The organism is Sphingomonas benefaciens (assembly GCF_052907485.1).
The window spans coordinates 582,892-608,219 of record NZ_JBREIC010000001.1; the positions used below are offsets into that span (position 1 = coordinate 582,892).

General features: G+C 64.5%; 22 protein-coding genes and 2 tRNA genes. 17 read left to right on the top strand and 7 right to left on the bottom strand.

The genetic code is table 11. The features are described from left to right. Positions 1–16: 16 nt before the first annotated feature. Positions 17–976: an ACP S-malonyltransferase gene (gene fabD, locus ACU5AX_RS02790; protein ID WP_446689571.1), complete on the bottom strand. Its 960-nt coding sequence runs from the start codon at positions 974–976 to the stop codon at positions 17–19. 196 nt (positions 977–1,172) lie between these two features. Between fabD and ACU5AX_RS02795 the strand changes: the two genes are divergently transcribed. The 4 genes from ACU5AX_RS02795 to rplI all read left to right on the top strand — a co-directional run bounded on the left by ACU5AX_RS02795 (position 1,173) and on the right by rplI (position 2,905). Continuing rightward, positions 1,173–1,505: an RcnB family protein gene (locus tag ACU5AX_RS02795; RefSeq protein ID WP_446689572.1), complete on the top strand. Its 333-nt coding sequence runs from the start codon at positions 1,173–1,175 to the stop codon at positions 1,503–1,505. Between the two features lie 151 nt (positions 1,506–1,656). Further along, positions 1,657–2,079 carry a 30S ribosomal protein S6 gene (gene rpsF / locus ACU5AX_RS02800; RefSeq protein ID WP_446689573.1) on the top strand — a complete coding sequence of 141 codons (423 nt, stop codon included), beginning with the start codon at positions 1,657–1,659 and terminating at the stop codon, positions 2,077–2,079. After that, complete coding sequence (gene rpsR, locus ACU5AX_RS02805; RefSeq protein ID WP_007403456.1) at positions 2,079–2,303, top strand: 30S ribosomal protein S18; 225 nt, start codon at positions 2,079–2,081, stop codon at positions 2,301–2,303. The genes rpsF and rpsR overlap by 1 nt, the downstream gene beginning before the upstream one ends. A gap of 11 nt (positions 2,304–2,314) precedes the next feature. Continuing rightward, positions 2,315–2,905: a 50S ribosomal protein L9 gene (gene rplI / locus ACU5AX_RS02810; protein ID WP_446689574.1), complete on the top strand. Its 591-nt coding sequence runs from the start codon at positions 2,315–2,317 to the stop codon at positions 2,903–2,905. 396 nt (positions 2,906–3,301) lie between these two features. On the opposite strand, the gene ACU5AX_RS02815 is transcribed toward rplI, so the two are convergent. From ACU5AX_RS02815 to ACU5AX_RS02825, 3 genes are read right to left on the bottom strand one after another with little or no spacing between them, the layout of a single operon-like run. Beyond that, positions 3,302–4,846, bottom strand: coding sequence for an efflux transporter outer membrane subunit (locus ACU5AX_RS02815; RefSeq protein WP_446689575.1), 1,545 nt, complete (start codon positions 4,844–4,846; stop codon positions 3,302–3,304). Next, complete coding sequence (locus ACU5AX_RS02820; protein ID WP_446689576.1) at positions 4,846–6,405, bottom strand: MDR family MFS transporter; 1,560 nt, start codon at positions 6,403–6,405, stop codon at positions 4,846–4,848. Before ACU5AX_RS02820 ends, ACU5AX_RS02815 begins: the two co-directional genes overlap by 1 nt. A 2-nt stretch (positions 6,406–6,407) precedes the next feature. Next, positions 6,408–7,586, bottom strand: a complete 1,179-nt coding sequence (locus ACU5AX_RS02825) for an HlyD family secretion protein (protein ID WP_446689577.1) — start codon at positions 7,584–7,586, stop codon at positions 6,408–6,410. Positions 7,587–7,821: 235 nt separating this feature from the next. On the opposite strand from ACU5AX_RS02825, the gene ACU5AX_RS02830 reads away from it, so the two are divergent. After that, complete coding sequence (locus tag ACU5AX_RS02830; protein WP_446689578.1) at positions 7,822–8,364, top strand: TetR/AcrR family transcriptional regulator; 543 nt, start codon at positions 7,822–7,824, stop codon at positions 8,362–8,364. 102 nt (positions 8,365–8,466) lie between these two features. Here ACU5AX_RS02830 and ACU5AX_RS02835 read toward each other — a convergent pair whose 3' ends face one another. Beyond that, the gene (locus ACU5AX_RS02835) at positions 8,467–10,254 is read right to left on the bottom strand and encodes a two-component system sensor histidine kinase NtrB (protein ID WP_446689579.1); all 1,788 of its coding nucleotides are present in this window, start codon (positions 10,252–10,254) and stop codon (positions 8,467–8,469) included. A 76-nt stretch (positions 10,255–10,330) separates the two neighbouring features. Then, positions 10,331–12,154, bottom strand: a complete 1,824-nt coding sequence (gene mutL / locus ACU5AX_RS02840) for a DNA mismatch repair endonuclease MutL (RefSeq protein ID WP_446689580.1) — start codon at positions 12,152–12,154, stop codon at positions 10,331–10,333. Between the two features lie 134 nt (positions 12,155–12,288). Between mutL and ACU5AX_RS02845 the strand changes: the two genes are divergently transcribed. The 11 genes from ACU5AX_RS02845 (at position 12,289) to ACU5AX_RS02895 (ending at position 23,059) form a co-directional block, all read left to right on the top strand. Further along, positions 12,289–13,329 carry a rod shape-determining protein gene (locus ACU5AX_RS02845; RefSeq protein ID WP_198352824.1) on the top strand — a complete coding sequence of 347 codons (1,041 nt, stop codon included), beginning with the start codon at positions 12,289–12,291 and terminating at the stop codon, positions 13,327–13,329. A 22-nt stretch (positions 13,330–13,351) separates the two neighbouring features. After that, positions 13,352–14,266: a rod shape-determining protein MreC gene (locus tag ACU5AX_RS02850; protein ID WP_446689581.1), complete on the top strand. Its 915-nt coding sequence runs from the start codon at positions 13,352–13,354 to the stop codon at positions 14,264–14,266. Further along, positions 14,263–14,781 carry a rod shape-determining protein MreD gene (gene mreD, locus ACU5AX_RS02855; RefSeq protein ID WP_446689582.1) on the top strand — a complete coding sequence of 173 codons (519 nt, stop codon included), beginning with the start codon at positions 14,263–14,265 and terminating at the stop codon, positions 14,779–14,781. The genes ACU5AX_RS02850 and mreD overlap by 4 nt, the downstream gene beginning before the upstream one ends. Positions 14,782–14,810: 29 nt before the next feature. After that, positions 14,811–16,862 (top strand): penicillin-binding protein 2, encoded by a 2,052-nt coding sequence (gene mrdA, locus ACU5AX_RS02860; RefSeq protein ID WP_446690453.1) that lies wholly within the window; start codon positions 14,811–14,813, stop codon positions 16,860–16,862. Beyond that, entirely contained in the window at positions 16,859–17,971 is a 1,113-nt protein-coding gene (gene rodA, locus ACU5AX_RS02865) for a rod shape-determining protein RodA (RefSeq protein ID WP_446689583.1), read from the top strand. Before mrdA ends, rodA begins: the two co-directional genes overlap by 4 nt. Positions 17,972–18,065: 94 nt before the next feature. Then, a tRNA-Lys gene (locus ACU5AX_RS02870) sits at positions 18,066–18,141 on the top strand. Positions 18,142–18,243: 102 nt separating this feature from the next. Then, complete coding sequence (locus ACU5AX_RS02875; protein WP_446689584.1) at positions 18,244–18,606, top strand: DUF6481 family protein; 363 nt, start codon at positions 18,244–18,246, stop codon at positions 18,604–18,606. Then, positions 18,603–19,316: a spermidine synthase gene (locus ACU5AX_RS02880; protein ID WP_446689585.1), complete on the top strand. Its 714-nt coding sequence runs from the start codon at positions 18,603–18,605 to the stop codon at positions 19,314–19,316. Before ACU5AX_RS02875 ends, ACU5AX_RS02880 begins: the two co-directional genes overlap by 4 nt. 17 nt (positions 19,317–19,333) lie before the next feature. After that, a tRNA-Thr gene (locus tag ACU5AX_RS02885) sits at positions 19,334–19,409 on the top strand. 168 nt (positions 19,410–19,577) lie between these two features. Further along, positions 19,578–20,837 carry a DUF6538 domain-containing protein gene (locus ACU5AX_RS02890; RefSeq protein ID WP_446689586.1) on the top strand — a complete coding sequence of 420 codons (1,260 nt, stop codon included), beginning with the start codon at positions 19,578–19,580 and terminating at the stop codon, positions 20,835–20,837. A 443-nt stretch (positions 20,838–21,280) separates the two neighbouring features. Next, entirely contained in the window at positions 21,281–23,059 is a 1,779-nt protein-coding gene (locus tag ACU5AX_RS02895) for a hypothetical protein (protein ID WP_446689587.1), read from the top strand. 568 nt (positions 23,060–23,627) lie between these two features. Here the strand turns inward: ACU5AX_RS02895 and ACU5AX_RS02900 are convergent. Next, positions 23,628–24,590, bottom strand: a complete 963-nt coding sequence (locus ACU5AX_RS02900; RefSeq protein WP_446689588.1) for a hypothetical protein — start codon at positions 24,588–24,590, stop codon at positions 23,628–23,630. 363 nt (positions 24,591–24,953) lie between these two features. On the opposite strand from ACU5AX_RS02900, the gene ACU5AX_RS02905 reads away from it, so the two are divergent. Then, positions 24,954–25,214: a hypothetical protein gene (locus tag ACU5AX_RS02905; protein WP_446689589.1), complete on the top strand. Its 261-nt coding sequence runs from the start codon at positions 24,954–24,956 to the stop codon at positions 25,212–25,214. The last annotated feature ends 114 nt before the right edge of the window (positions 25,215–25,328 follow it).

Here is a 25,328-nt window from a genome sequence, read left to right on the forward strand (position 1 = left end):
CGCCTCCGCGTGACCATCAAGCCTTCTTAAGCCAATCCTCCAGATCGTCCATCGTCACCACGCTGATCGCCTCGACGTCCGGCGCGATGCGCTTGACCATCGGGGCGAGTACCTTGCCGCCGAATTCGACGAACTGCGTGACGCCCGCGTCCGCCATCGCCAGCACCGACTCGCGCCAGCGGACCATACCGGTGACCTGCGCCACCAGCGATGCGCGTATCGCGCCGGGATCGGCGATCGGCGCGGCATCGACATTGGCATAGACCGGCACCAGCGGCGCGGCGATGCGCGCGTCGGCCAGCGCCGCATCCATTGCGTCGGCGGCCGGCTGCATGAGCGGGCAGTGGAAGGGCGCCGACACCGGCAGCAGCAGCGCGCGCTTGGCTCCCAGTTCCCTCGCCAGGGCGACGGCGCGCTCCACCGCGACCCGGTGGCCGGAGATGACGACCTGCGACGGGTCGTTGTCGTTGGCGACGGTACAGACCAGCTCCTCGCCACCCTCCGCAAGGATCGCGTCGACCGCAGCGCCCGCGATCGTCCGCGCCTTGTCGAGGTCGGCGCCGAGCAGCGCCGCCATCGCCCCCTCGCCCACCGGCACCGCCGCCTGCATCGCCTGGCCGCGACGCTTGAGCAGCCGCGCGGCGGTGGCGAGGTCGAACGCCTCGGCGGCGCAGAGCGCGCTATATTCGCCGAGCGAATGGCCGGCGACGAAATCCGCCTTGTCGGCCAGCCGGACGTTGCCCTCGCGCTCCAGCACGCGCAGCGTCGCCACGGCATTGGCCATGATCGCCGGTTGGGCGTTTTCGGTCAGGGTCAGCGCATCGGCCGGCCCTTCCGTCATCAACCGGAACAGATTCTGCCCCAGCGCCTCGTCGACTTCACCGAATACCTCGCGTGCGACCGGGCTGGCATCAGCCAGCGCCTTGCCCATGCCGACCGCCTGGCTACCCTGGCCGGGAAAGATGAACGCCCGCATGATGCCGCTCCTGTTCGAGTTATGGCAGGCGCCCCTAGGGCCGCTGCGGTCCTCGTGCAACCTGAACGAACCTTCTGGAGTTGCGACACCTTGCGACCGTTTTCGGGGTCGGGCGGGAGAGGTCTGCGACAACCGGGCCCCATCTTGTCACTCGACGCCGGATGACGGCGCCAGTTCGTAATGGGAGTACGACATCATGAAGAAGATCATCCTCTCCGCCATCGCCGCCACGCTGATCGCCGGCCCGCTCGCCGCCACCGCCGCGGAGGCCGCGCCGCAGCAGCGCCGCGAGGTTACCACCGTCCGCGAGCGTCCGAACGGCACCACCGTCGTGACCACGCGCACCTGGCGCACCGGCCAGCGGTTCGACCGCCGCTATGCGCCGAACTATCGCCGGATCAACGAATATCGCACCTATCGGCTGCGCGCGCCGCAGCGCGGCTTCTACTGGGCGCGGTCGGGCCGCGACGCGATCCTGGTCCGTCCGAACGGGACCATCGTCGAGGTGCGGCCCGGCCTCTTCCGCTAAGACGTGAGGCTTGCCTTTCCGGCCGGCCGAAGCTAAGGGCGGCCGGATGGAACGGGGCGGTGGGCATTGCCTGCCGCCCCGATTGCATGGACGACAGCCGGAGGGGCATCGCATGGGGCGGTGTCAGCGATCGGCCAACGAAGGACAAGGCATGGCTCTGTACGAGCACACGTTCCTTGCGCGCCAGGATCTGGCACAGGCGCAGGTGGACGCGCTGGCGGAAAACGCCACCAAGATCATCGAAGACAATGGCGGCAAGGTCGTCAAGACCGAGACCTGGGGCCTGCGCAGCCTCGCCTATCGGATCGCGAAGAACCGCAAGGCGCATTACGTCATGCTCGAGATCGACGCACCGGGTTCGGTCGTCGCCGAGCTGGAGCGCCAGACGCAGATCAACGAGGACGTGATCCGCTACATGACCGTCAAGGTTGACGAGCATGAGCAGGGCCCGACCGTGATGATGCGCAAGCAGGAGCGCGACCGCGAGCGTCGCAGCGACCGTGAGGGTGGCCGTGACGGCGCGCCGCGCGGCGACCGTGGCCCCCGTCGTGACCGTGAAGAGGAGGCCGCTTAATGGCTCGCCCGTTTTTCCGCCGCCGCAAGTCGTGCCCGTTCAGCGCCAAGGATGCGCCGCGGATCGACTATAAGGACGTCCGCCTGCTGCAGGGCTTCGTGTCCGAGCGTGGCAAGATCGTCCCGTCGCGCATCACCTCGGTGAGCGCCAAGAAGCAGCGCGAGCTCGCCCAGGCGATCAAGCGCGCCCGTCACCTGGGCCTGCTGCCCTACGTCGTGAAGTAAGGAGCGACCCCATGGACGTTATTCTGCTGGAGCGCGTCGAGAAGCTCGGCGCCATCGGCGACGTGGTCAAGGTGAAGGACGGCTTCGCCCGCAACTACCTGCTGCCCAACAAGAAGGCGCTGCGCGCCAACGAAGCCAACCGCAAGGTGTTCGAGGCGAACCGCGCCCGCATCGAGGCCGATAACGCGTCGCGCCGTTCGGACGCGGAGAAGGAAGCCGGCTCGTTCAAGGACGCGCAGGTCACCCTGATCCGTCAGGCGTCGAACACCGGCCAGCTGTACGGCTCGGTCGCGGTGCGCGATCTGGTCGAGGCGCTGGAAGCGGCCGGCCACAAGGTGACCAAGAGCCAGGTCGTGCTCGACAAGCCGATCAAGGCGATCGGCGTGTACGACGTGCGCGTCGCACTGCACCCCGAGGTGGCGGTGACCGTCAAGGTCAACGTCGCCCGTTCGCCCGAAGAGGCCGAGATGCAGGCGCAGGGCGTCGACGTCATGGCGCAGATGTTCGAGCGCGACGAGGCCGGCTTCACCGAGGATTACGATCCCAATGCCGAGCCGGGCGCGACCGCCGAGCTTCAACCGGAGGAACAGGCGCAGGGCTGATCGCCCACGCGCTGGCATCCGCCGCACGCAAAAGGGCCGTCCGATCCGTCATGGATCGGGCGGCCCTTTTGTCTCCATTGCACTCCGTTCAAACGGTCCCATCATCCCGGCTGCATCGGCGGCCGATAGCTTACCCGCTTACGGGCAGGACACGCAGGCGCTAACCACCGCGGCCAGAGGGATAAGGGCGAGAACGAGCGGCACGATCTGTTTCATGACATATTTCCGTTTCGATCACGCACTGAATGCGCGCCCCGCGAAAAGGTTTCCGCCTGGTGAATAGATGGTGGCCATTCGCCTTGTCGCAAGTGAGAAACGGGCTGTCTCTTACATTACCGTTTCAGTAATGCGTCCCGCGCAGCGTTGCGTCTAGGGCTGATGCCGGACGCTGCGTCGCTACGTGCTCGATGCGGCAGCGAGATCAGACCGAGCACCCAGACGCTTGATACCGCATACCGAGCGGAATCGATGCGCAACCTTGGCAGGCTCGCTCCACCCCAGCCCGAGCGCCTTCTGCACGGCGATATAGCTGTTGGTCAGCTGCGCCTTGCCCTGCGCGACGCCGATCGCCGCGGACAGCCGCTGGCGTTCGATATCGAGCTGGTCGATCACCGTGCTGGTGCCCGCCTGGACGCGCTGATCGTTGAGCCGGGCTGCCCGGGTCGCGGTGCTCTCCGCCTGGACCAGCTGACCCAGCTGCTGGCGGACATTGCCGAAGCGCGACAGCGACGTCTCGGCATCCTGCAGCGCCTCCAGCACGGTCTGGCGATATTGGGCCTCGGCGGCGTCGCGTTGCGCCTCCGACTGGCGGACATTCGCCCGGGCGCGGCCGAAGTCGAGGATCGACCAGCTCAGCATCGGCGTCAGCAGCGCGGTGAAATTGCCCGGGTCGACGACATCGCCGATGCTGGTGCCACCGAGCCCGAACAGACCCATGAACTTGAGCGATGGGAACAGCTTGGCGGTGTTGACGCCGATCTGCGCATTGCTCGCCGCCAATGCACGCTCGGCGGCGCGGACGTCGGGCCGGTGCGCGATCAGCGCGGCGGGATCGCCGATCGGAACCTCGCGCGGCGGCAGCGGAACCGGCGCCGGCACCGTCAGGGTCGCATCGAGCGCGCCGGGCGTTCGGCCGGTCAGCACCGCCAGCTGATCGCGAAATTGGTCGATCTGGGCGGCGAGCGGGATGTTCTGCGCGTCCGTGCTCTGCAATTGCTGTTCGAGCCGGTCGACCTGCAATTGCGAGGCGGTGCCGGCGGCGAAGCGCTGGCGGGTCAGGGCCAGCGCCTGCCGCTGCAGCGCCGTCGAGCGGGCATTGAGGCGCGCCCGCTCCTGCACGTCGCGCAACCCGACATAGGCCTGAGCGACCTGCGCCGACAGGCTGACCTGCGCGTCTGCGAGATCGGCATAACGCTGGCCGACGGTGGCGCGCACCTGCTCGACGCCGCGGCGGGTGCCGCCGAACAGGTCCGGCTCCCACGATGCCGTGCCGCCGAGATTGAAGAAGTCGAGCGACGACAGCGAGTCGCCATCGCTGCTGCCACCGCCCTGCCCGCTACCGCCGGACTGGCTGGTGCTCCCGCCGATACCGGTGCCGGGAAGCTGAGCATGCAGATAGGTCGCGCTGGCGCTGACGTTGGGCAAGGCGGCGGTCCGCTGCGCGCGCAGCTGCGCCTGTGCCGCGCGAATGCGCGCCTCGGCGGCGTCTATCGTTGGGCTGTGCGCCAGGGCATCGTCGACCAGCGCGGTCAGAGTCGGATCGCCCAGCGTCTCCCACCAGCGCGCCACGCCGGGCGCACGGCGGATCGCCGGATCGCTCGCCCGGACGAAGGTGCCGCGCGCCGCCGCGTCGGAGGCGACCGCAGGCGGCCCCTTGTAATCGGGCCCAACCATACAACCGGCGGCCAGGATCAACGGCAGCAGCGCAAGCGTCTGTCTCATCAGTGCATCGCCGCGGGTGCGGCGTCCTTCGGCAAGGGGCGGAGGAACAGGACCAGGGGCAGCACGACGAAGGTGCCGACCCCCATGATCCAGAAGATGTCGTTATAGGTCATGACCAGCGCCTGCCCCTGAATCTGCCGCTCGATCAGCGGGATGCCGGCCGGACCTCCCATGCCGCGAAGAGAGTCCTGCACGGCGACGCTGTTGGCGCTCAGCGTTTCCTCGATCCGGCGGGAATGGAACCACAGCCGCGTGTCCTGCAGGATCGATATGCCGGCGAGCGCGAGGCTGCCGCCGAGATTGCGGACGGCGTTGAACAGGCCGGAGGCATCGCCCGCATCCTGCGGCGGTACCGCGCGCACCACCGCCTGGCTGAGGAACAACATGCCCAGAATCTGCCCGACCCCGCGCAGCAGCTGCGACGCGGTGAAGTCGCTGCCGTCCGACGTGATCGTCAGATGGGCGTCCATCAGCGCGGCGCCGCCCATGATGACGAGGCCGGTGGCGACCGCGATGCGAATGTCGATCCGCTTGAGCAGGATCGGCACGATCGCCATCATGAACAGGCTGGGGATGCCCGACAGCAGCACGACCTTACCCGATTGCAACGCATTATAGTCGGCGATCGAGGCGAGGAACTGGGGAATGGCGTAGGAGGTGCCGTAGAGCACGATGCCGAGCACCACGCCCATCAGCGCGACCGCGCCGAACTGCCGGTCGAGCAGCAGCTTGAGCTTGATGACCGGCCGCTTGGCGGTGACTTGGCCGGCGAAGAGCAGGGCGAAGCCGACGAACGAGACCAGTGCCATCAGCCGGATCAGTCCGGACGAAAACCACTGCTCGCGCTGCCCTTCCTCGAGCAGCACGGTCAAGCCGCCGAGACCGAGGGCGAGGCCGGCGATACCCATCCAGTCCGCCTCACCGAGCAGGTCGAGCCGGCTCTTCTGGTGTGGCAGACCGACCAGCAACAGCGCGACCAGCAGCGCGCAGATCGGCAGGTTGATGAAGAAGCTGTAGTGCCAACTGATATTCTCGGTCAGCCAGCCGCCGATCAGCGGACCGATCACCGGGCCCATGATCGCGGTGACGCCGAAGGCGGCGATGCCGATCGGCTGCTGGCTGCGCGGCAGCCGCGTCGCGATGATCGTCTGCGCGGTCGGGATCATCGCCCCGCCGGTGAAGCCTTGACCAACGCGACCGATGATCATCGCGGTCAACGTGGTGGCGGTGCCGCAGATCACCGAAAAGCCGGTGAACAGACCCGCCGCGATCAGCAGGAAGGTGCGCAGGCCAAGCAGCCGCTCGAGCCAGGCCGCCATCGGGATGATGACGATCTCGGCGACGAGATAGGCGGTGGCGACCCAGGTGCCTTCCGTGCCGCTCGCGCCGATCTCGCCCTGGATCGTCGGCAAGGCCGAATTGACGATCGAGATGTCGAGCGTCGCCATCAGCGCGCCGAGCGTTCCGGCGGCGACCGCCAGCCAGGCGCCGAGGTCCGCCTTCTGTGCTCCGCCCGCCGGCTGGCTGCCGGCGCCGGAAGCGGCCGCCGCGCTCGCCATCGTCAGCGGCCCTGCTTGCCGAGCTGCTTCTGCTGCTCCTTGAGCCGGTCGAGGTCGCCCTTGGCGCCGATCGTGTCGACGGTGACGGTGACCGACAGGCCCGGCACGAGCAGCCGCCGCGCGGCCGGCGTCGCCTCGATGCCGATCCGCACCGGCACGCGCTGGACGATCTTGGTGAAATTGCCCGTCGCATTCTGTGGCGGAATTAGTGAAAATTGCGCACCGGTGCCCGGGGACACACTCTCCACCCAACCGCGCAACTCGGTGCCGTCGAGCGCGTCAACCTTGATCGTCGCCGGCTGGCCCGGCCTCATCAGCGCGAGCTGCGTCTCCTTGAAGTTCGCGGTGATGTAGAGCCGGTCGAGCGGCACCAGCGACATCAGCCGGGTACCGGCCTGGACGAATTGCCCGACCGTCACCGTCTTGTTGCCGACCCGGCCGTCGGCTGCGGCGCGGATGAGTGTCGCCCCGACGTTGACGTTCGCCGATTCGAGCTGCGCGCGTGCGGCCTCGGCCTGGGCGTCGCCCTGGCGGATCTGCGCACGGAAGGCGCCGATCCGGCGCTGCTGCATCGTCACCGCCGCCGCCTGCGCGCGCAGGTCCTCGGCCGACTGGCGCGCGGCAAGCTCGAGCTGGGCGAGCTGCTCGCGCGTTTCCGCCCCGGATGCGGCGAGCGGGCGATAGCGCGCGACCTCGGCAGCATCGTGCGCGGCCTTGATCCGGGCGGCGTCGAGTTGCGCTTGTGCTTGTGCGATGGTGGCATATTGCTCAGCGATTTGCGCGCGCGTCGCGTCGGATCCGGCATTGGCCTGGGCGATCTGCGCCTGCGCCTGTGCCGCCTGCGCGCGATAGTCGCGCGGATCGATGCGGACGAGCGGCTGGCCCGCTTTCACGTCCTGATTGTCACCGACCAGCACCTCGGCGACATAGCCATTGATCTTCGGCGCCACCGTGATCGCATCCGCCTGGATCGTCGCGTCATTGGTGTCCTGGAGGAACTTGCCACGGCTTTCGTAGCGCACGTACCAGAGGATGCCGAGCATCACCGCCACCACCAGAATGACGAGCAGGATCAACTTGGCCCGCGGGCTCAGCCGCTTAGCGGGCTTCGCATCCGTGTCGCCGTCGTCGGCATGCTGAGCCTCAGGATCCTGGGAACCGGTTTGGGACGAGTCGCTCATCGTGATGCCATCCGTGTCCATCGCGCGCGCCGGCGCCGCCTGATCTTCAGCCCACCGCGGATAAGCGGACGCCGTGTCCGCTATCGCAGGAACACCGCGCGCCGGCAAGGGTTCCGCACTGCAACATGATATCGCTCGCCCAGCTTGCTCTTGCATTTGCCACGATGCCGCTCATTCACGTCCGGGTGACATGTGACCGACCATGGGCGGAAATCTGGTGACGGATCGGGCACCCTTGCGTCGCGACGCCCAGGCGAGGCGCGAGGCCTTGCTGTCCGCCGCAGCCGACTGCTTTCGCGACGGCGGCTTCACCGTACCGCTCGAACAGATCGCGGAGCGCGCCGGCGTCGGCCGCGGCACCCTGTACCGCAATTTCGCCGACCGGTTCGCACTGGCGATCGCGATCTTCGAACGGGAGATCGATGCGGCCGAGGCGCATATCGACCCGACCGCACCGATCGGTGAGACCTTGCTGCTGCTCGTCCGCCAGGGCGCGCAGGCGAGTTCGCTGTTCCAGCGCATCGCGGTCGACATTCCGCTGACCGACGAGAATCGTGCTCGCTTCGAGGCGCTACGTCAGCGCATGGCGCGGCTGATGGAGCCGGTTGCGGCGCGTGGTCATGCAGACGGTTCGCTGCGCCAAGACGTCACCGCCGACGATCTGGTGCTGGCGATCCGCATGCTGAGCGGCCTGGTCAAACACCGCCTGCCCGACGACGAGATGGAGGTCACGCTGGGCGCGGCGCTGCCGCTGCTGCTGCGAGGGCTGCTCCCCTAGACGGTCTCAGACAAGGATCGCGCCAACCCGACGGACTGGACCCGCCGTACGACGTCGCGCTGTTGCGCGGACCGCCAGTGCCGAAACCCGCTTTGGCAGCGATTATTGCGGCAGGGATGGTTCCGCAGTCACGACGGATCGCGCGGGGTCCTCCGCGATCTGCAGGTAGATGATCACGGAGGTGCCGCGTCCCGGCTCGCTCTCCAGCCTGACGGTCCCGCCGAAACTCCGGGCGGTGTCCATCACCATGCTCAGTCCCAGCCCGGTCCCCTTACCGGATGCCTTGGTGGTGAAATAGGGCTCGAGCGCCTGGCGGAGCACCGCCGCCGGCATCCCCGGGCCGTTGTCTCTCACCGTGATCGTCGCATAGCGACCGGCCGGAAGGTCGAGCGGCGCGGCGTGGCTGGCAAGCATTGCTCCGCCGATAACCAGCTTGCAGCCATGAGGTCGCGCGTCGCGCGCATTGAGGCCGAGATTGAGCAGGCACGCCTGCAGCAGCCCATGGTCGGCAATCACGTCACAGCGACCCTCCATCGGCTGCACCGCGATCTCGACGCCCGGCAACGTGCTTTGCAGCAACGGCAGCGCATCATTCAGACAGATCTGGAGATCTATCGCGCTGGTCGGCACCTCCTGCTTACGAGCGAAGGTCAGCAGACGCCGGGTGATCGCCTCGCCCTGGCGGATCGCCTTGCTGCCCTGTTCGAGCACCCAGTCGACTTCGGCAGACGGATTGATCTTTGCCAGACGAAGGAAGCAGCCTCTCAGGCTGGTCAGCGTGTTGTTGAAATCATGCGCGACGCCGGCGGCCATATGCCCAAGCGCGCTGATCTTGTGCGATTGCTGGAGCGCCAGCGCGGTCTGTCGCTGCTCCGTGACATCGCGTGCCCGACACAGAATGGCCGTGACGCTGCCCCTTTCGTCCCGCAGGGGCATATAGATCGCGTCATAGACGACCGATTGCTCGCTGTAATCGAACGTCGGCTCATAGTGGACCGGCAGTCCGGTTTCGACGACGGACCTCAGCGCGGCTTCCATCTGCCCGCCGTTGCCCACGCCGAGCACTTCGACGGGGGTCAGACCATGGGCGGCCGCCATCGTCATGCCGATCATCTTCAATCCCGAGGGATTGATCATCTGATAGGTGAAGCGGCCATCGGCCTCGACCTTCAGTTGCACGAGGCAATCGGACGTCTCCTCGAACAGGACATCGAAGCGGCTCGGCCCACCGAAGAGGTCGGCGAGTTCGGCATCGCGATGCGCGCGGGCAAGGGCCAGCCGCTGCTCGCTCTCGGTCACGTCGCGGCTGGTGCCGATCATCCGCAACGGCGAACCGTCGAGACCACGGATCAGCCGTCCCCGCGAATGGATCCAGTGGACATCGACCTTGGCAGCCTCGTCGTCCCTCCAGAGAACGCGGAATTTCAGGTCGATCTCGCATCCCGAGGCGATGGTGTCGGCGATCGCTGCCTGTACCATGGCCTGATCGTCCTTGTGGATCGCTTCCAGCCAGCGCTCGTAGGTCAGCCCTTCACCCGGCACGGGCTGAATGCCGAAATGGGCATATTGCTTGGGTGACCAAGAGAAACGGTTGTCGACGATGTCCCAGTCCCAGGTCCCGACATCGGCCGCTTCGGTAAGTAGCTCGACGAGCCCCTGGCGACAGTCCGAGGGCAAATCCTCCAGCCGCGCATGCATGGTCCCAACTCCCCTGTGCCGGCCGCTTTGCTCCGTGCACCCGATTGATAATCCGAGAAAAAGGACGCCGCAAGATAGTACCGCATCGAGACTTATCCGCTTTTGGCTATGCCTTGTGGATCGGTGGATCGGTCGTCGCAAAAGCGACGAGGCCGTTAATTCATAGGGCGCCGAAACTTGCAGTCTCTGCACGCGACGAGGGACAGAGACGAAGCTGAGCCGCGGGCGAAATATCGCCCGAGCATAGGCATGGGCGAGCCCTGGCCGCTCACCGCCGTCCGAACAGTTTCTCGATGTCGCCGTGCGCGAGCTTCACCCAGGTCGGCCGGCCATGGTTGCACTGGCCCGAATGCGGCGTCGCCTCCATCTCGCGTAGCAGCGCGTTCATCTCCGCGACGGACAGGATACGCCCGGCGCGCACCGAGCCGTGGCACGCCATTGTCCCGGCGACGGCGTCGAGTCGCTCGCGCAGCGACAGCGCCTCGTCATAGGCGGCGAGCTCGTCGGCGAGGTCGGTGACGAGGCCGCGCGGATCGGCCTGGCCGAGCAGCGCCGGCGTCGCGCGGACCAGCATCGCAGTCGCGCCGAACCGTTCGAGGTCGAGGCCGAGGTCGGCGAGTTCCGCCGCCCGGCCCTCCAGCCGATCGCAGCCGGGCTCGTCGAGTTCGACCACCTCGGGGATCAGTAGCGCCTGGCTCGCCACGCGCCCGCCAGCCAGTGCGGCGCGCATCCGTTCCAGCACCAGCCGTTCGTGCGCGGCATGCTGGTCGACCAATACCAGGCCGTCCTCCGCCTCGGCGACGATATAGGTCTTGGCGACCTGCCCGCGTGCGACGCCGAGCGGATGCGCCCCGGTCTGCGGCGGCGGCGCCCAGGCCGGCTCCGCCCGCGCAGCCGGCGGTGGCGTGAGGAAGCTCGCGCGGCGGTCGTGGAGGCTGTGCGTGGCAGGCGCCGGCTCGCCATGGAGCGCGAGATAGGCGTTCGGACGTTCCGCACCCGGATGGTCACCGGCGGGCTGGTCCCATCCCGCTTGGGCGGGCGTACTACCGGTGACCGGCTCGGCCTGCCACATGGCCAGCGCGGCTTCGGCCGGGCGTTGAACGCTGCGGTGTCCTGCCGCGTCCAGCGCCCGCCGCAGTCCGGAGACGATCAGCCCGCGCACCAGCATCGGGTCGCGGAACCGCACCTCGGTCTTGGCGGGGTGGACGTTAACGTCGACCTGATCGGGCGGGACGTCGAGAAACAGCGCGACCACCGCATGCCGATCGCGCGGCAGCATCTCCGCATAGGCGCCGCGGATCGCGCCCATCAGCAGCCGGTCGCGCACCGGGCGGCCGTTGACGAAGAGATATTGGTGATCGGCAACGCCGCGATTGTAGGTCGGGATGCTCGCCACCCCGCCCAGCACATGCCCCTCGCGCTCCAGATCGATGGGCACCGCGTTGTCGGCGAGCGCGCGATCGGTCAGCGCCGCGACGCGGCCCGGCCGGTCCTCGCCCGCGTTCACCGCCAAGGCGCGGCGGCCGTCATGTTCGAGCGAAAAGGCGACATCGGGTCGCGCCATCGCGAGACGGCGCACGACGTCCAGGCAGGCGGCATATTCCGACCGCGCGCTGCGCAGAAACTTGCGGCGCGCCGGCACGCGGGCGAACAGCTCTTCGACCACGACGCGCGTTCCCGGCGGCAAGGCGGCGGGCCCCTCGCGGACCAGCGCGCCATTGTCGACCACCCGCGCCCACCCCTCCGCGCCCGGCATCCGGCTTTCCAGCGTCAGGCGTGCGACGCTGGCGATCGACGGCAGCGCTTCGCCACGAAAGCCCATCGTCGTGACGTTCTCGATCGCCTCGTCGGGCAGCTTGGAGGTTGCATGCCGTTCCAGCGCCAGCGCCATGTCGGCCGGGGCCATGCCGCAGCCGTCGTCCGCCACCTCTATCCGGGCGAGACCGCCGTCGCGCAGCACCACCGCGACTCGCGTCGCACCGGCATCGATGGCGTTCTCGACCAGCTCCTTCAACGCGCTGGCGGGCCTTTCCACCACTTCACCGGCGGCGATGCGATTGACGAGTTGTTCGGGCAGACGACGTATTGACACCGCGCAAGCTCTATACCAAGCGGCGGCATCCCGCGAGCCTGCCGCAACGACGTGACGGAACGAGCCCTGGCCGATACCGTGGCGTGGGGCAGCGCTGGCGGAGCCCTGGCACCGAAGACGGAACCTATCGCCCGATGGCCTTCCCCCGCTTGTTCAAATTCATGTCGCACGACATGGCGATCGACCTCGGCACCGCGAACACCGTGGTCTATGTCCGCGGTCGCGGCATCGTCCTCAACGAACCGTCCGTGGTGGCGGTCGAGACGATCAACGGCATCAAGAAGGTAAAGGCGGTCGGCGACGACGCCAAGCTGATGATGGGCAAGACCCCGGGCAACATCGAGGCGATCCGGCCGCTGCGCGATGGTGTCATCGCCGACATCGACGTCGCCGAGGAGATGATCAAGGCATTCATCCGCAAGGTCCACGGGCCGCGCAAGTTCGCGCGTTGGCCGGAAATCGTGATCTGCGTGCCATCGGGTTCGACCAAGGTCGAGCGTCGTGCGATCCGCGACGCGGCGTCGAACGCCGGCGCCAGCCAGGTCTATCTGATCGAGGAGCCGATGGCCGCGGCGATCGGCGCCGACATGCCGGTCACCGAGCCGATCGGTTCGATGGTGGTCGATATCGGCGGCGGCACAACGGAGGTCGCGGTGCTGTCGCTGCGCGGTCTCGCCTATACCACCAGCGTGCGGGTTGGCGGCGACAAGATGGACGAGGCGATCGTCAGTTACATCCGCCGCAACCACAATCTGCTGATCGGCGAAGCCACCGCCGAGCGGATCAAGCAGGAGGTCGGCATCGCCCGCCCGCCCGCCGACGGCATCGGCACCACGATCCACATCAAGGGTCGCGATCTGGTCAACGGCGTGCCGAAGGAAATCCAGATCAACCAGGGCCAGATCGCCGAGGCGCTGAGCGAGCCGGTCGCGACGATCGTCGAGGGCGTCCGCGTCGCGCTGGAAAACACCGCGCCGGAATTGGCGGCGGACATCGTCGACCAGGGCATCGTGCTGACCGGTGGCGGCGCGCTGCTGCAGGGGCTGGACGAGGTGCTACGCGACGAGACCGGCCTGCCGGTCACCGTCGCCGAGGACCCGTTGACCTGCGTCGCGCTCGGCACCGGTCGTGCGCTCGAGGATCCGATGTTCCGGGGCGTGCTCCAGAACGGTTAACCGCCAACGGGGGGAGCGGCGCATGGCGCCTGCCCGCGACCGTCGCACGGGGTTTTCGCGGCGGCGGCAATATTCGGCCTTTCTCGGCTACGTGCTCGCCGTCGCGGGCACGCTAGTCGGCATCGTGCTGCTCGTCGTGTCGAGCTTCAACCCGCCCGCCTTCGCCGCCTTGCGGATGACCGCGGCCAGCGTCGTCGCGCCGGTCGCCAGCGTTCTCGACAGCGCGACGCGCGCGGTGGCCAGCGTGCCGGCTGCAATCGGTACCTGGATCGACGTCCATGGCGAGAATGCCGCGCTGAAGGCGGAGGTGGTGCGCGACCGCGCGTTGCTCACCCGCGCCCGCATCCTCGCCTATGACAACCGCCGTCTGCGCGCCTTGCTGGCCGTCCGCGATCGTTCGCCGGCACCGGTGATCACCGCGCGCCTCGTCGCCTCGTCGGCGACGAGCGGGCGACGCTTCGCCTTGCTCAATGCCGGCCGGTTGCAGGATGTCCGACCGGGCATGCCGGTGCGCGGGCCACTCGGACTGGTCGGCCGGGTGCTGGAAAGCGGCCCGATTGCCGCCCGCGTCTTGCTGATCACCGATCCGGAAAGCCTGGTGCCCGTCCGCCGCACGCGCGACGGCCTGCCCGCGATCGCGGCCGGCCGCGGCGACGGACGCGTCGACATCCGTTCCGTCAATGCCACGAATGTGCGGTTCAGGCCGGGCGAGCTGTTCGTGACCACCGGCACCGGCGGCATCTATCCGCCCGGCATTCCGGTCGCCGTCATCCCCGCCACCGGGATCGACAATGTCGTCGCCATCCCCGTCGCCGCGCCGGATGCCGTCGATTTCGCTTTGGTCGAGCAGCCGTTCATGCCGATGCCGCCGCCGCGCCGCGCCGTCGCGCCGCCGCCCAATGCGGCCCCCCTGCCGGCGAGTTCGCCGGCGCCATGAACACGATCGACCACCAGCCGTTCCGCGCGCCGCTCCCCCCCGGTCGCACGCGCGCGGTGCCGTGGATCAGCGTGCTTGCCGCCTCGCTGGTCGGCGCCGTGCTGCCGGTGGTCGCCAGCCTCGCGCTGCTGCCGCCGCTCGGCCTGATCATGCTCCTGACCTGGCGGTTGCTCGCCCGCTTCGCCCTGCGCCCCTGGGCGGCGGCGCCGCTCGGCTTCGTCGACGATCTGGTCAGCGGCCAGCCGCTCGGCTCGGCCGTGCTGCTCTGGTCCGCCTGTTTCCTGGCCATCGACCTGATCGAGCAGCGGCTGGTGTTTCGCGACTTCTGGCAGGATTGGCTGATCGCCAGCGGCGCCCTCGCCTTCTGCCTGATCGCCGGGCGCTGGATCGCCCTGCCGTTCGGCGCGCGCGTGGATACCGTGCTAGTGGCGCAGATCGTGATCGCCGTGCTGCTCTTTCCCCTGTCCGCCCGGCTCGTCGCGTGGATCGACCGCAAGCGGGGAGTCGCCGCGTGAAGCGATCGAACCGCATCGTGACCGAGGCCATGCAGACCTACAGCTTCTCGCGCCGCGCCTGGCTGCTCGGCACGGCGCAGCTCGGCGTCGGCGCGCTGCTCGCCGGTCGCATGGGCTGGCTGGCGATCGCGCAGAACGAGAAATACAATGCGATGGCGGAAAGCAATCGCGTCAGCCTGACCAAGATCCCGCCGCGCCGCGGCTGGATCATCGACCGGCACGGCGCGCCGATCGCCAACAACCGCACCGACTTCCGCGTCGACATCATCCCCGACCGGCTCGAGGATCCCGACCGCACGCTCGGCCTCCTCGCCCGCATCCTGCAGCTGCCCCCCGAAGAGATTGAGCGGATCAAGCTCGACCTGAAGGGTGCGGCGGGCTTTCAGCCGGTACAGGTGGCGGAGAATATCGACTGGGAGCGCTTCGCCGCGGTGTCGCTGCGCCAGCCGGAGCTGCCGGGCGTCGAGCCGACCCGCGGCTTCGCCCGCCATTATCCCGGCGGCGCGGCCGTCGCGCATCTGACCGGCTATGTCGGCACGCCCACCGCCGAGCAATATAAGGCGACGCACGACCCCCTGCTCGTCACACCGGGCTTCAAGATCGGCAAGGACGGGCTCGAGAAGATGCTCGAGAGCCAGCTGCGCGGCGTCGCCGGCGCCAAGCGGCTGGAGGTCACCGCGCGCGGCAAGCTGGTCGCCGAACTCGCCACGCGGCCCGACGTGCCCGGCAAGACGCAGCGGCTGACCATCGACGCGGCGCTGCAGGATTATGCGGCGCGCCGGCTCGGCACCAATTCCGGGTCCGCCGTGGTGATGGACTGCAACACGGGCGAGATCCTCGCGATGGTCTCCGTGCCGGCCTACGACCCGAACAGCTTCTCCAACGGCATCAGCCATCTCGAATGGCAGATGCTGTCGGAGAACGACCATGTTCCGCTGATGAACAAGGTGACGCAGGGGCTGTATCCGCCGGGATCGACGGTGAAGCCGATGAACGGGCTGGCGCTGCTGCATTCGGGGGTCAAGGCGACCGATCGGGTGGTCTGCACCGGCGCGATGCGGGTCGGCACCGGCATCTTCCACTGCCACAAGAAGGGCGGCCATGGCGCGCTCGACCTCAAGGGGGCGATCGAGCAGAGCTGCGACATCTATTTCTACGAGATGATCCGGCGCCAGGGCTATGACGCGATCGCACCGGTCGCACGGACGATGGGGCTGGGCCAGAAATTCGACCTGCCGCTCGCCACCCAGCGCTACGGCACCGTCCCCGATTCGGCGTGGAAGCTGCGCAAATACAAGGATCGCTGGACTGTCGCCGACGGCCTCAACGCTTCGATCGGCCAGGGCTATGTGCTCGCCAATCCCTTGCAGCTGGCGGTGATGGCGTCGCGGCTCGCCTCCGGCCGGATGATCCAGCCCAGTCTGCTCGCCGACCATGTGCATCGCGATGCCGCGCCGCTGCCCTTCCCGGCCGAAGATCTCGCGGTCGTGCGCAATGCGATGTTCGGCGTGGTCAACAGCGGCGGCACCGGCGGCGCGGCGCGGATGTACGTTCCCGGCGTGGCGCTGGCGGCGAAGACCGGCACGGCACAGGTCCGCCGCATCACCATGGCGGAACGGCGGGCGGGCGTGCTGAAGAATGGGCAATTGCCGTTCAAGCTGCGCGACCACGCACTGCTGATCGCCTTTGCACCGGCCGACAATCCCAAATATGCGCTCGGCATCGCGCTCGAGCATAACGGCCATACCGTCCGCAACCTCGACGCGCCGCTGATCGGCCGCGACATCATGACCTATCTGTTCGACAAGCAGCGTGCGATGACCAGCCTGGCCGAGATGGAGCCCAGCTGGGGTGGCGACATCGCGACGCGGATGACCGCGGAAGCGGCGGCTTATCGCGCCGTCCATACCCCCGCCCCCGCGGTCCAAGCGACCAAGACGGACGCGGTCGTGCCAAGCGATTCGGCCGCAGTCGAGGCGGCGACCGACCTCGCCAACCAGACCCAGGCCGCGCTGGTCAACGAAAGCGCCGGCGACACCGTCGCGGAAAGCGGCTCGACCGAACGGAGCGACGACCAGTGAGCCGCGCCGGCATCGTTCCCGATCCGATCGCCCGCCTGCCGTGGAAGGTGATCCTGCTGGTCGTCGCGATCGGCACCTTCGGCCAGGTCGTGCTCTATTCCGCGGCGGGCGGCTCGCTGCGCCCCTGGGCCCTGTCGCAGGGCCTGCGCTTCTACGTCTTCGTCGCCGGTGCGATCGCTCTGTCCTATGTGCCGGAACGGGTCTGGCGATCGGGCGCCCTGCCCGCCTATGGCGGCCTCGTCGTGCTGCTCGTCTTCGTCGAGCTGCTCGGTGCGGTGCGGGGCGGCAGCCAGCGCTGGCTCGACCTCGGCTTCATCCGCCTGCAACCGTCCGAGCTGATGAAGCCGGCGATCGTGCTCGCCTGCGCACGCTTCTACGACATGCTGCCCGCCAACGAAACGCGGCGGTTCAGCGCGATCTGGCCCGCGGCGCTGCTGATCGGCCTGCCCGCCGCGCTGATCATGAAACAGCCCGACCTTGGCACCGCGCTGATGGTCTGCGCCGGCGGCGCGACGATCATGTTCCTTGCCGGTGTGCCGCTGCGGCTGTTCGTCGGCGGTGCGATGGCGGTGGCGGTGGCGGCGCCGCTCGCGGTCAATTTCCTGCTCCACGGCTATCAACGTAATCGCGTGCTGATCTTCCTCGATCCCGAAAGCGATCCGCTCGGCACCGGCTACCATATCAGCCAATCCAAGATCGCGATCGGCTCCGGCGGCCTGTGGGGCAAGGGCTTCCTGCAGGGTACGCAGAGCCATCTCGACTATCTGCCGGAGGGACAGACGGACTTCGTCTTCGCGACGATGGCGGAGGAATGGGGGCTGATCGGCGGCTGCCTGCTGATCCTCGCCTTCCTGCTCGTCATCTGCTGGGGCGTCAACGTCGGCCAGAATGCCGGCACCCGCTTCTCGCGGCTGACCGCTGCCGGCCTGGCGACGACGATCTTCTTCTACGTGGCGATCAACCTGGCGATGGTGATGGGGCTGGCGCCCGTCGTCGGCATCCCGCTGCCGCTGGTCAGCTTCGGCAGTTCGGCGCAAATGACGGTGCTGCTGTGCCTGGGCATCATGATGTCGATCGACCGGGAAAATCGGCGCCGCGTGCGCTGGTAGGCAAAAAAGGGGTTGCATCCCGCCGACACGATGGTAATTGCGCGCCTCCCGACGCGGTCGGCGCTTCACCAAGGCGCCGCGCATCACCGGTCACGGACGCATAGCTCAGTTGGTAGAGCAGCTGACTCTTAATCAGCGGGTCCTTGGTTCGAGCCCAAGTGCGTCCACCAGTTTCTCCGACGGCCTCGCAGCGATGCGAGGCCGTTGTGCATTGGGCCTTCCCGCATCGCCAGGCGTTGGGGCAAGGCGGCAACAGCGACGGAAAGGTCGATATGGCAGGATACAAGACACCCGACTTCTCGCAGCGCGCGTCCGCGTCGCGTGACGCCAAGGCCGCGGCGCTCGACAAATTGCGCAACAAGGCTGCTCCCGATCCGGAAGCGGTCGCCGCACGGGCCGCAGCCCGCGCCGCCAAGGAGGCCGCGGAGGCCGAGCGCCGTGCGGCCCACAAGGCCGCGATCGAGCAGAAGAAGGCGGCCAAGGAAGAGGCACGCGCCCGCGCCGCTGCCGAGGCAGCCGCCGCCGCCGAAGCCGCCGCCGCCGCCAAGCGGCCGCCGGTGGTGCCGACCGCGGCCGAGCTGAAGGCGGCGCGCGACGCGCGCTATGCCGCTCGCAAGGCGCGTCAGGGCAAGTGACCCCGCGCGAGCTGCTGGGCGTGGCCGACGTGCCCGGCGGCGAGCCGTTGCGCCTGTTCCGGCGCGGCGGCGACTTCATGATCGTGCTCGACCGCAACGATTTGATGAGCACGCGGATGAGCGGGTCCGAGGTCGCGCTCGGCACGATGACCTGCGACCGGCTCGCCGGCCGCCCTTCTCCCCATCTGCTCATCGGCGGCTATGGCATGGGCTTCACCCTGCGCGCGGTGCTCGGTCGGCTCGGGCCGCAGGCGCGGGTGACGGTCGCCGAGCTCGTCCCGGGCATCATCGAATGGGCGCGCGGGCCGATGGCGGCGCTGACCGACGGCTGCCTCGACGATCCGCGCGTGACCTTGGCGATCGGCGACGTCGGCGATGCGATCCGCGCGGCGCCCCGCGGCTATGATGCGATCCTGCTCGACGTCGACAACGGACCCGACGGCCTGACCCGCGCCGCCAACGACGGTTTATATGCCGCGCGTGGGCTCGACGAGGCCCGCATCGCGCTGCGCCCGGGCGGCGTGCTGGCGATCTGGTCGGCCGGCCCCGACCCCGTCTTCGCCAAGCGGCTGGCCCGCGCCGGCTTCACCGTCGACGAAGTCCGCGTCCGTGCCCGCGACGACGGCAAGGGCGGCGGCAAAGGCGCCACCCATGTCATCTGGTTCGCCGTCCCGCGGCGAACGACCCTCTGGACTAGCGCGCCGCCCTGACGCATGGGGGCGACGTCGCCGGGTTAGCTCAGCTGGTAGAGCAGCGGTTTTGTAAACCGAAGGTCGCGGGTTCGATCCCTGCACTCGGCACCAGTTTCTGACGGAAGGCCCTGCCCTGGTGATCGTCGCACGTATCGGTTTCTGGGCGGCGCTCGCATTCGCGCTGACGATGGCGTTCCTGCCCCATCCCCCATCGATCCCGACGAGGCTGTAAAATCGAGCTTAGCGCGACTGTCTGCTACAAACGTAGCGGAGCGACGGTTGACTACACACCTGTATCGCCGGGAAGGCGGCACCTACTATTTCCGTCGGGCTATCCCGGTAGCCTTGCGCCCGATGTTCGATGGTCGACGGGAATGGATCAAAACGTTGGGGACGAAGGATCGTAGAGAGGCTAAGCGCCTACTGCCCTCTTTCGTCGTGGCGTTCGATAACGCCATGGACACCGGAATAGGGTTCGACGCTGTAGAAAGCCCGAATAAGGCTCCTACAGCATCATCAGCCCTGCTGCCGAGCAATCCTGCTCTAGGGAAGAAATCGGCCCCAGCGGCCCTTAAAGTGCCCCTTATCGCCACGTTCGATGCTTACGCGGCAGAGCAAGGCCTCAAGCCTGCTACCGCAACAGAATGGCGATCGATCTTAAGAGCATTGGCGGCATTCGTCGGTCACGATGACGCTGCCCGCGTTACCGTGCAGGACGTAGACCGCTGGCGCGATTTCCTGCTTGTTGAGCCGGGGCGTGGCGGCAAGAGACGATCACCCGGAACTGTAAAAGGTAAATACCTCTGTGCGCTAAGGGCGACGCTCTCTTGGGCTGTCGAAAAGCGGCTCATAGCAGAAAATGTTGCACTTCATGTGAAAGTTCGAGTTCCAAGAAAGCAAAAATCGAGGGACCGTGACTTTACGCATGACGAAGCTCAAATAATATTAAAATCTTCTTGTCTCTCTTATCCACTTTGCAATCAGTTCGATCGCCTCGCAAGACGATGGATACCATGGCTTTGTGCATACACCGGTGCGCGAGTAAATGAAATAAGTCAGCTTAGAGGAAGCGACATACAACAATCAGATGGAATATGGATCATCCGCATCACCCCGGAGGCAGGAACCGTAAAAAATGGCGAAGCCCGAAATGTGCCGATCCATAGCCATCTAATTGAGCAAGGCTTTGTCCTGGTAGCTCATTTAGCCGGAGATATGCCCATCTTCTATGATGTTCGGAAAATAACCCGTCCCGGCATTTCGAACCGTTACTATAAGAAGGTTGGTGAGCGTTTGAGAGACTGGATACGTTTGGAGGTTGGTATAACCGATCCTAACGTGCAGCCGAACCATGGGTGGCGACACACCTTCAAGACGCGCGCTATCGATGCAGGAATACCCGAACGTGTTGCTGATGCCATTCAGGGACACGCACCGAGGTCCGTTGGTCAAAGCTACGGCGCCGTGTCCCTCCAAGCGAAGCGGAACGCCATTGAGGCTATGCCTCGCTTCACCTTTGTAAACGGTCCAAGAGGCTAAAGCACTAAACTATCTGATACCACCAATTTACATAACAAGCTGCCCGGAAGGTCGCGGGATAAGGAAGTAAGCTCCTATCATTCGTCGGAAGGGTGATACCCTGTGAGCCTCCACCTTCCCTACCGGCATTACCGGATATAGAGCCGTTCTAACTGACGCGTTTTAAGCAATGCGCCTTATGGAAACAGAAATGTGAATTACCGATAGTTTATTGTTGATCGAAACCGTAGGCAATTAACTTTGATACCAACCCTATTAATAAACATAGCATATAGTAAGATAAACATGTACTAAATGTTGAAAGGTACGCACAGAACAAGCTGTTTTCAAGCGAGCTAGGGCGGGCTATGCTCGCTCCTGCTCCGGTACTCAAGTTTAACCCCCTCTGAAAAAGCTATACAGAGAAAGCTAAACTTACCGGCGCTGTATGAAAGCATCTTTTAATGAATATTTTAAATATTAATGATTTTCTTGAAGCGAATAATGGTAACCCTGGTACGCATTCCATTTTTCAAGGGATTTTTAACGCAATGTTTTCCTCAATAGAGGGAAAAATTGCTCCCAAGTTCTACGTTTATCCTATTGATACCGGTCTTGGAAAATCTACTCTCATCAAATCTTTCCTTGCGGGATGGAAAGCCGCAGGCTTTGAACCAGAGGGAAGCGTACTTATCGCCCTCAACACCAAGGCGGAGATTGTGGAGTTCGCAACAGACTGTGGGCTAGATGTGACTGATTATGCGGCTCTTACAACAGACGAAGAAGTCAACATTATCGGCGCGGGGCATCATAGGGCAGCCAGTGTTCCGGTCCTATTTACGACGCAGGCCATGATCCGGCAGCGCCTAGCACAGAAGAAATTTGCACAAGCGGAAGAGTTCTTTTTTAAGGGTAGGCCTCGTTCGCTACGGATTTGGGACGAGCAAGCCTTGCGGGCAGAACCCGTTCACCTGCCGTTGGATACCATCGGCAAGCTCTATGAACCCGTTCGCCCTTATTTCCCGGAGTGGGTCGAAGAACTAGAGGCATTCGTGGCGGAGGTAAAGGGGGCTGCGCCGAATACTATAATTCGCGTCCCCAATAGCTTTGGATCGGGACTCCAGTTCAAGGGGGCGGAAGGCGGCGTGCCATCGCTGTCTTCATGGGCGACGGAATCCTTCAAGGCATTAAGGGCGGCCATGGGGCGGAAAGTACGCATCTGCGCCGGGAAGCTATACGGAATAACCCTTGTAGGTTCGGGACCGGCCTTGCCGGATGACCTTGCTCCCCTCTTCATCCTCGACGCATCGGCGCGGATCGGTGACTCGTATGCCTTATGGGGGGATAAAAGCCCGGTTCAGGTGATGCCGGCACTGACCCGTGATTATTCCAATTTGACAGTACGGCTTTGGAAAACGGCATGTGGAAACACGGTGCTGGAACAGCCAGAAAAGCGCGACCATCTGTTTCGCGGCATCGCCAAGGCTCTTGATCTTAACGCCGAACCGACCCTTGTCATTGGCAAGAAGGCGCGCTCAACTTTCGACATTCACAAGGGCTTGCAGGCGAGCGTTGCTAACCCCGACGACGTGTCATTCCTGCATTGGGGTCGGCATTACGGAACCAACGAATACCGGCAGGTGAAGCGAATGGTGGTCATAGGTGCGCATCAGGCGCGCGATACTATGAACCTTGCTATTTATGCCGCAGCATCAGGTATCGATGTGGACCAGTTAGCCGGCGACGAAGGGGTGGAATTATCGCGGCCACGGATGAAGCAAAATCTGTTGCAGGCATTTAGCCGGGGCCATCTGCGCGAGGGCACAAACGGGCAATGCGGCGAGTGCGTCGTCTACTTCGTGGCGCCGCCGTCCGTCAGTCCAGAGCAACTGGTCCGCGAAACTTTTCCCGGCTGTCAAATTGAAGAATGGCACCCATTTGATCCCGTGCTTGTCGGGCAGGCAAAGGCGGTGTTCGACGTGTTGAAGGCTTGGGTCGATCGTGAGGGCGCGCTGAATCCCTATCCGAAGATGATCGTCAGAACCGCAGTCGGGATAGAGTCGCCTTCGCGGTTCGGGCAGGTACTAGCTAACCCCAATCTGGTCACGGCCTTGGCTAAGATAGGGGTGACCATCGAACACAAGGCTTTTCGCAGGGCACCTGTTGCTGTGACTACCGCCGACGTAGTGGGAGCGAGAGCCAAATGGCTGATGCGGCATCACGGTTTGGCCAAGGCAGCCTAAAGCGGTTTGTGACGCACCATTCAGCGCCAAATGTCAGACCGGGGTAGTCCGGCAGCCAAATGGTGCGAAAGGCGCTGTATAATTCCTAAAATCGGCCTTGGACTCAGGACGTTTGGCGCAACGTCATGTGTGAGGATGACGATTATTTGTTGGTGGCACTGTGAATCGAAAGGAGCCTGCGTCGCCGGGATTTATTTGGACTTCACTTTTCCAGGGGTGAACTTCCGCGCAGTGGATGGTCCGCTTCGCTCCAAAAGCGATATTCCGCCAACGCACGATTGCGGGCACCCCTCTGTGCATAAGTCCAACGAACTAGCGATGGTCGTACGTGGGGGGGGGCTGCATACTTCTTAGCAAATTTCGATGACCACGATTAGCGATCGATCGCGTACCTCGACCCTCAGCGGACCCAAAGCTCGATCGATTCCATGCTCGAAGCGGTGGGCGTTCACCCGCAGCGAAGATTCAAGCCACCGAGTAAGCGCATCCTGCCAGCAAAGGCTGTCGAGCATTTTAGCCTCGCGCTAACTCTCGTCATCTCGCGACCATTAAATCGATAGACCCTAGCCTAGTGTCGCCCTTTGAGCTTGCTCGTTTGAAAAATGTTCAACACACCGGCGGCAATCGTGGACACCGCGATTGAGTCTAGCGAGTGCCCTTTACTATGAAGCTCTAGCCATCGCAGGCTAACTCGATCGTGCTTAGCCTTCAAATCAGCAACACTCCCACCAATCTCGTCGGTATTGCTAAAAGCGATGATAGTGGGCACTTCCGGAGCAAGATCGAGATAGTACGCCAAGCTATGGTCACTCGCTTCTCGCGAAAAAAAAGACGAGAAAAGTATATCGGAACGAATTTCAGCAAACCTTGACTCGAAATTATCAAATAAGGCCGGGGCATTTACCCTCATACGGCGAATAGGGGATCCAGTTTTTCGAACTTTGCTATCGAAATAGGCTTTTTCCGCATTGGGCGTGGCGACCATCGGAAGAATTAATGCGATGCCGTCGACGCTTTTCTGCGGTAAATGCAGCATCGCATCTAAAACGACGTGACTGGCCATACTTTCACCAAGCGCGACTATCGAGGGATCGCTATTAATTGCGCGCAAATCACGCACTAATTTGCAGAGCTGTCTAGATGCTAGGTCGAAATCTGCTTCGGGGAAACTGCTATGATGTTTAGTCCCGGAATAGCCGAGCCGAATCACAATTTGATTGTTACGCGCCAGCGCGATTGGAAGTAGATCATTGACGCCCGGCGATATGTCCTCGCCAGGACCTCCTATCATTTCAATGACAATGCCGCATGCAGCATTCATATCGACGCATGAAGATGGAAGATAAATCACAACGGGCAGATAGTTGTCGCCCAATCGTTTCCAAGATACGAAGACGGTTATGTTATATCCCGCCGACCAAATCCCGCATCTCCTCGCATTATCCTCCAAAAAAGCGGTCCCAGAGAGCAAGCTTGAGAAAAATCGTGATGCTTGATGACCGCATTTTTCAAGGGCGAAAAGGTTCGTCATCGACTCAGCCAATATAAGTTCAGAAACGCCAGGTGTCCTTGAACTTCGAGTATCCATGGGTCCTCGAGCGTCAGCAGCAACGGTAAGCGGAGGGGTGTCTATCTGCGGGTAATGCAAAATGGTGGCCATCGCGGCGACTGCGGAAATGGCCACTAATTTGATAAACATTTCGATTACTCTTTAATATTATTTGTCAGGCGATAGGTTTTCAGGTTTATCCGGTTCAGCAGTTGCAGGATTATAGTTGCTGATGTGCTGCGTTAGATGATAAGTGACATTTCCTTCAGTGCCGCTCACTGAGGGGGGGGCGCTAGCGGTATAGCTGACTTGATCGCTGCTCACGTCCATTGTGAAATACCAAGCTTGCTCCGTATCGCCGTTATGACTGACAAGGGCGATGCCGTCGCTGAAAAACTGAAAATTCCAGAAGCCACCCGGCTCGTCAGCTACCTGAAAGGTAACCTTTCGGCGGGTAATTCGCTTGCCGGGCGGACTGTCTGCAATGCAATAGGCATCAATAGAAAGTCGCTATCTAAGATGCTTGAAAAGAACGCCTTGCAGAACGCTCTGGCGAGAATCGGTGTGCATACAAACCATAAATGTTTTGAAAAGACTATTAAGTAAGGTGAGTTGTAAGTGTGAGCCTAGGGTAAAGCGTGAAACAAATTTAAGGGGCACTGGTAACGCGTCCTACCGATGCAGGTAGGACATCCACCTTTTGCTATTAGGTTAGATATC

Excerpts from the sequence above, each read along its gene's own strand:
- fabD (WP_446689571.1), bottom strand. The coding sequence starts at position 976 with ATGCGGGCGTTCATCTTTCCCGGCCAGGGTAGCCAGGCGGTCGGCATG.
- mreD (WP_446689582.1), top strand. The coding sequence starts at position 14,263 with ATGAACACGATCGACCACCAGCCGTTCCGCGCGCCGCTCCCCCCCGGT.
- ACU5AX_RS02820 (WP_446689576.1), bottom strand. The coding sequence starts at position 6,405 with ATGGCGAGCGCGGCGGCCGCTTCCGGCGCCGGCAGCCAGCCGGCGGGC.
- ACU5AX_RS02815 (WP_446689575.1), bottom strand. The coding sequence starts at position 4,846 with ATGAGACAGACGCTTGCGCTGCTGCCGTTGATCCTGGCCGCCGGTTGT.
- ACU5AX_RS02795 (WP_446689572.1), top strand. The coding sequence starts at position 1,173 with ATGAAGAAGATCATCCTCTCCGCCATCGCCGCCACGCTGATCGCCGGC.
- ACU5AX_RS02900 (WP_446689588.1), bottom strand. The coding sequence starts at position 24,590 with ATGACGAACCTTTTCGCCCTTGAAAAATGCGGTCATCAAGCATCACGA.
- ACU5AX_RS02850 (WP_446689581.1), top strand. The coding sequence starts at position 13,352 with ATGGCGCCTGCCCGCGACCGTCGCACGGGGTTTTCGCGGCGGCGGCAA.
- rpsR (WP_007403456.1), top strand. The coding sequence starts at position 2,079 with ATGGCTCGCCCGTTTTTCCGCCGCCGCAAGTCGTGCCCGTTCAGCGCC.
- mrdA (WP_446690453.1), top strand. The coding sequence starts at position 14,811 with ATGCAGACCTACAGCTTCTCGCGCCGCGCCTGGCTGCTCGGCACGGCG.
- ACU5AX_RS02825 (WP_446689577.1), bottom strand. The coding sequence starts at position 7,586 with ATGAGCGACTCGTCCCAAACCGGTTCCCAGGATCCTGAGGCTCAGCAT.
- rpsF (WP_446689573.1), top strand. The coding sequence starts at position 1,657 with ATGGCTCTGTACGAGCACACGTTCCTTGCGCGCCAGGATCTGGCACAG.
- ACU5AX_RS02895 (WP_446689587.1), top strand. The coding sequence starts at position 21,281 with ATGAATATTTTAAATATTAATGATTTTCTTGAAGCGAATAATGGTAAC.
- ACU5AX_RS02845 (WP_198352824.1), top strand. The coding sequence starts at position 12,289 with ATGGCCTTCCCCCGCTTGTTCAAATTCATGTCGCACGACATGGCGATC.
- ACU5AX_RS02875 (WP_446689584.1), top strand. The coding sequence starts at position 18,244 with ATGGCAGGATACAAGACACCCGACTTCTCGCAGCGCGCGTCCGCGTCG.
- rplI (WP_446689574.1), top strand. The coding sequence starts at position 2,315 with ATGGACGTTATTCTGCTGGAGCGCGTCGAGAAGCTCGGCGCCATCGGC.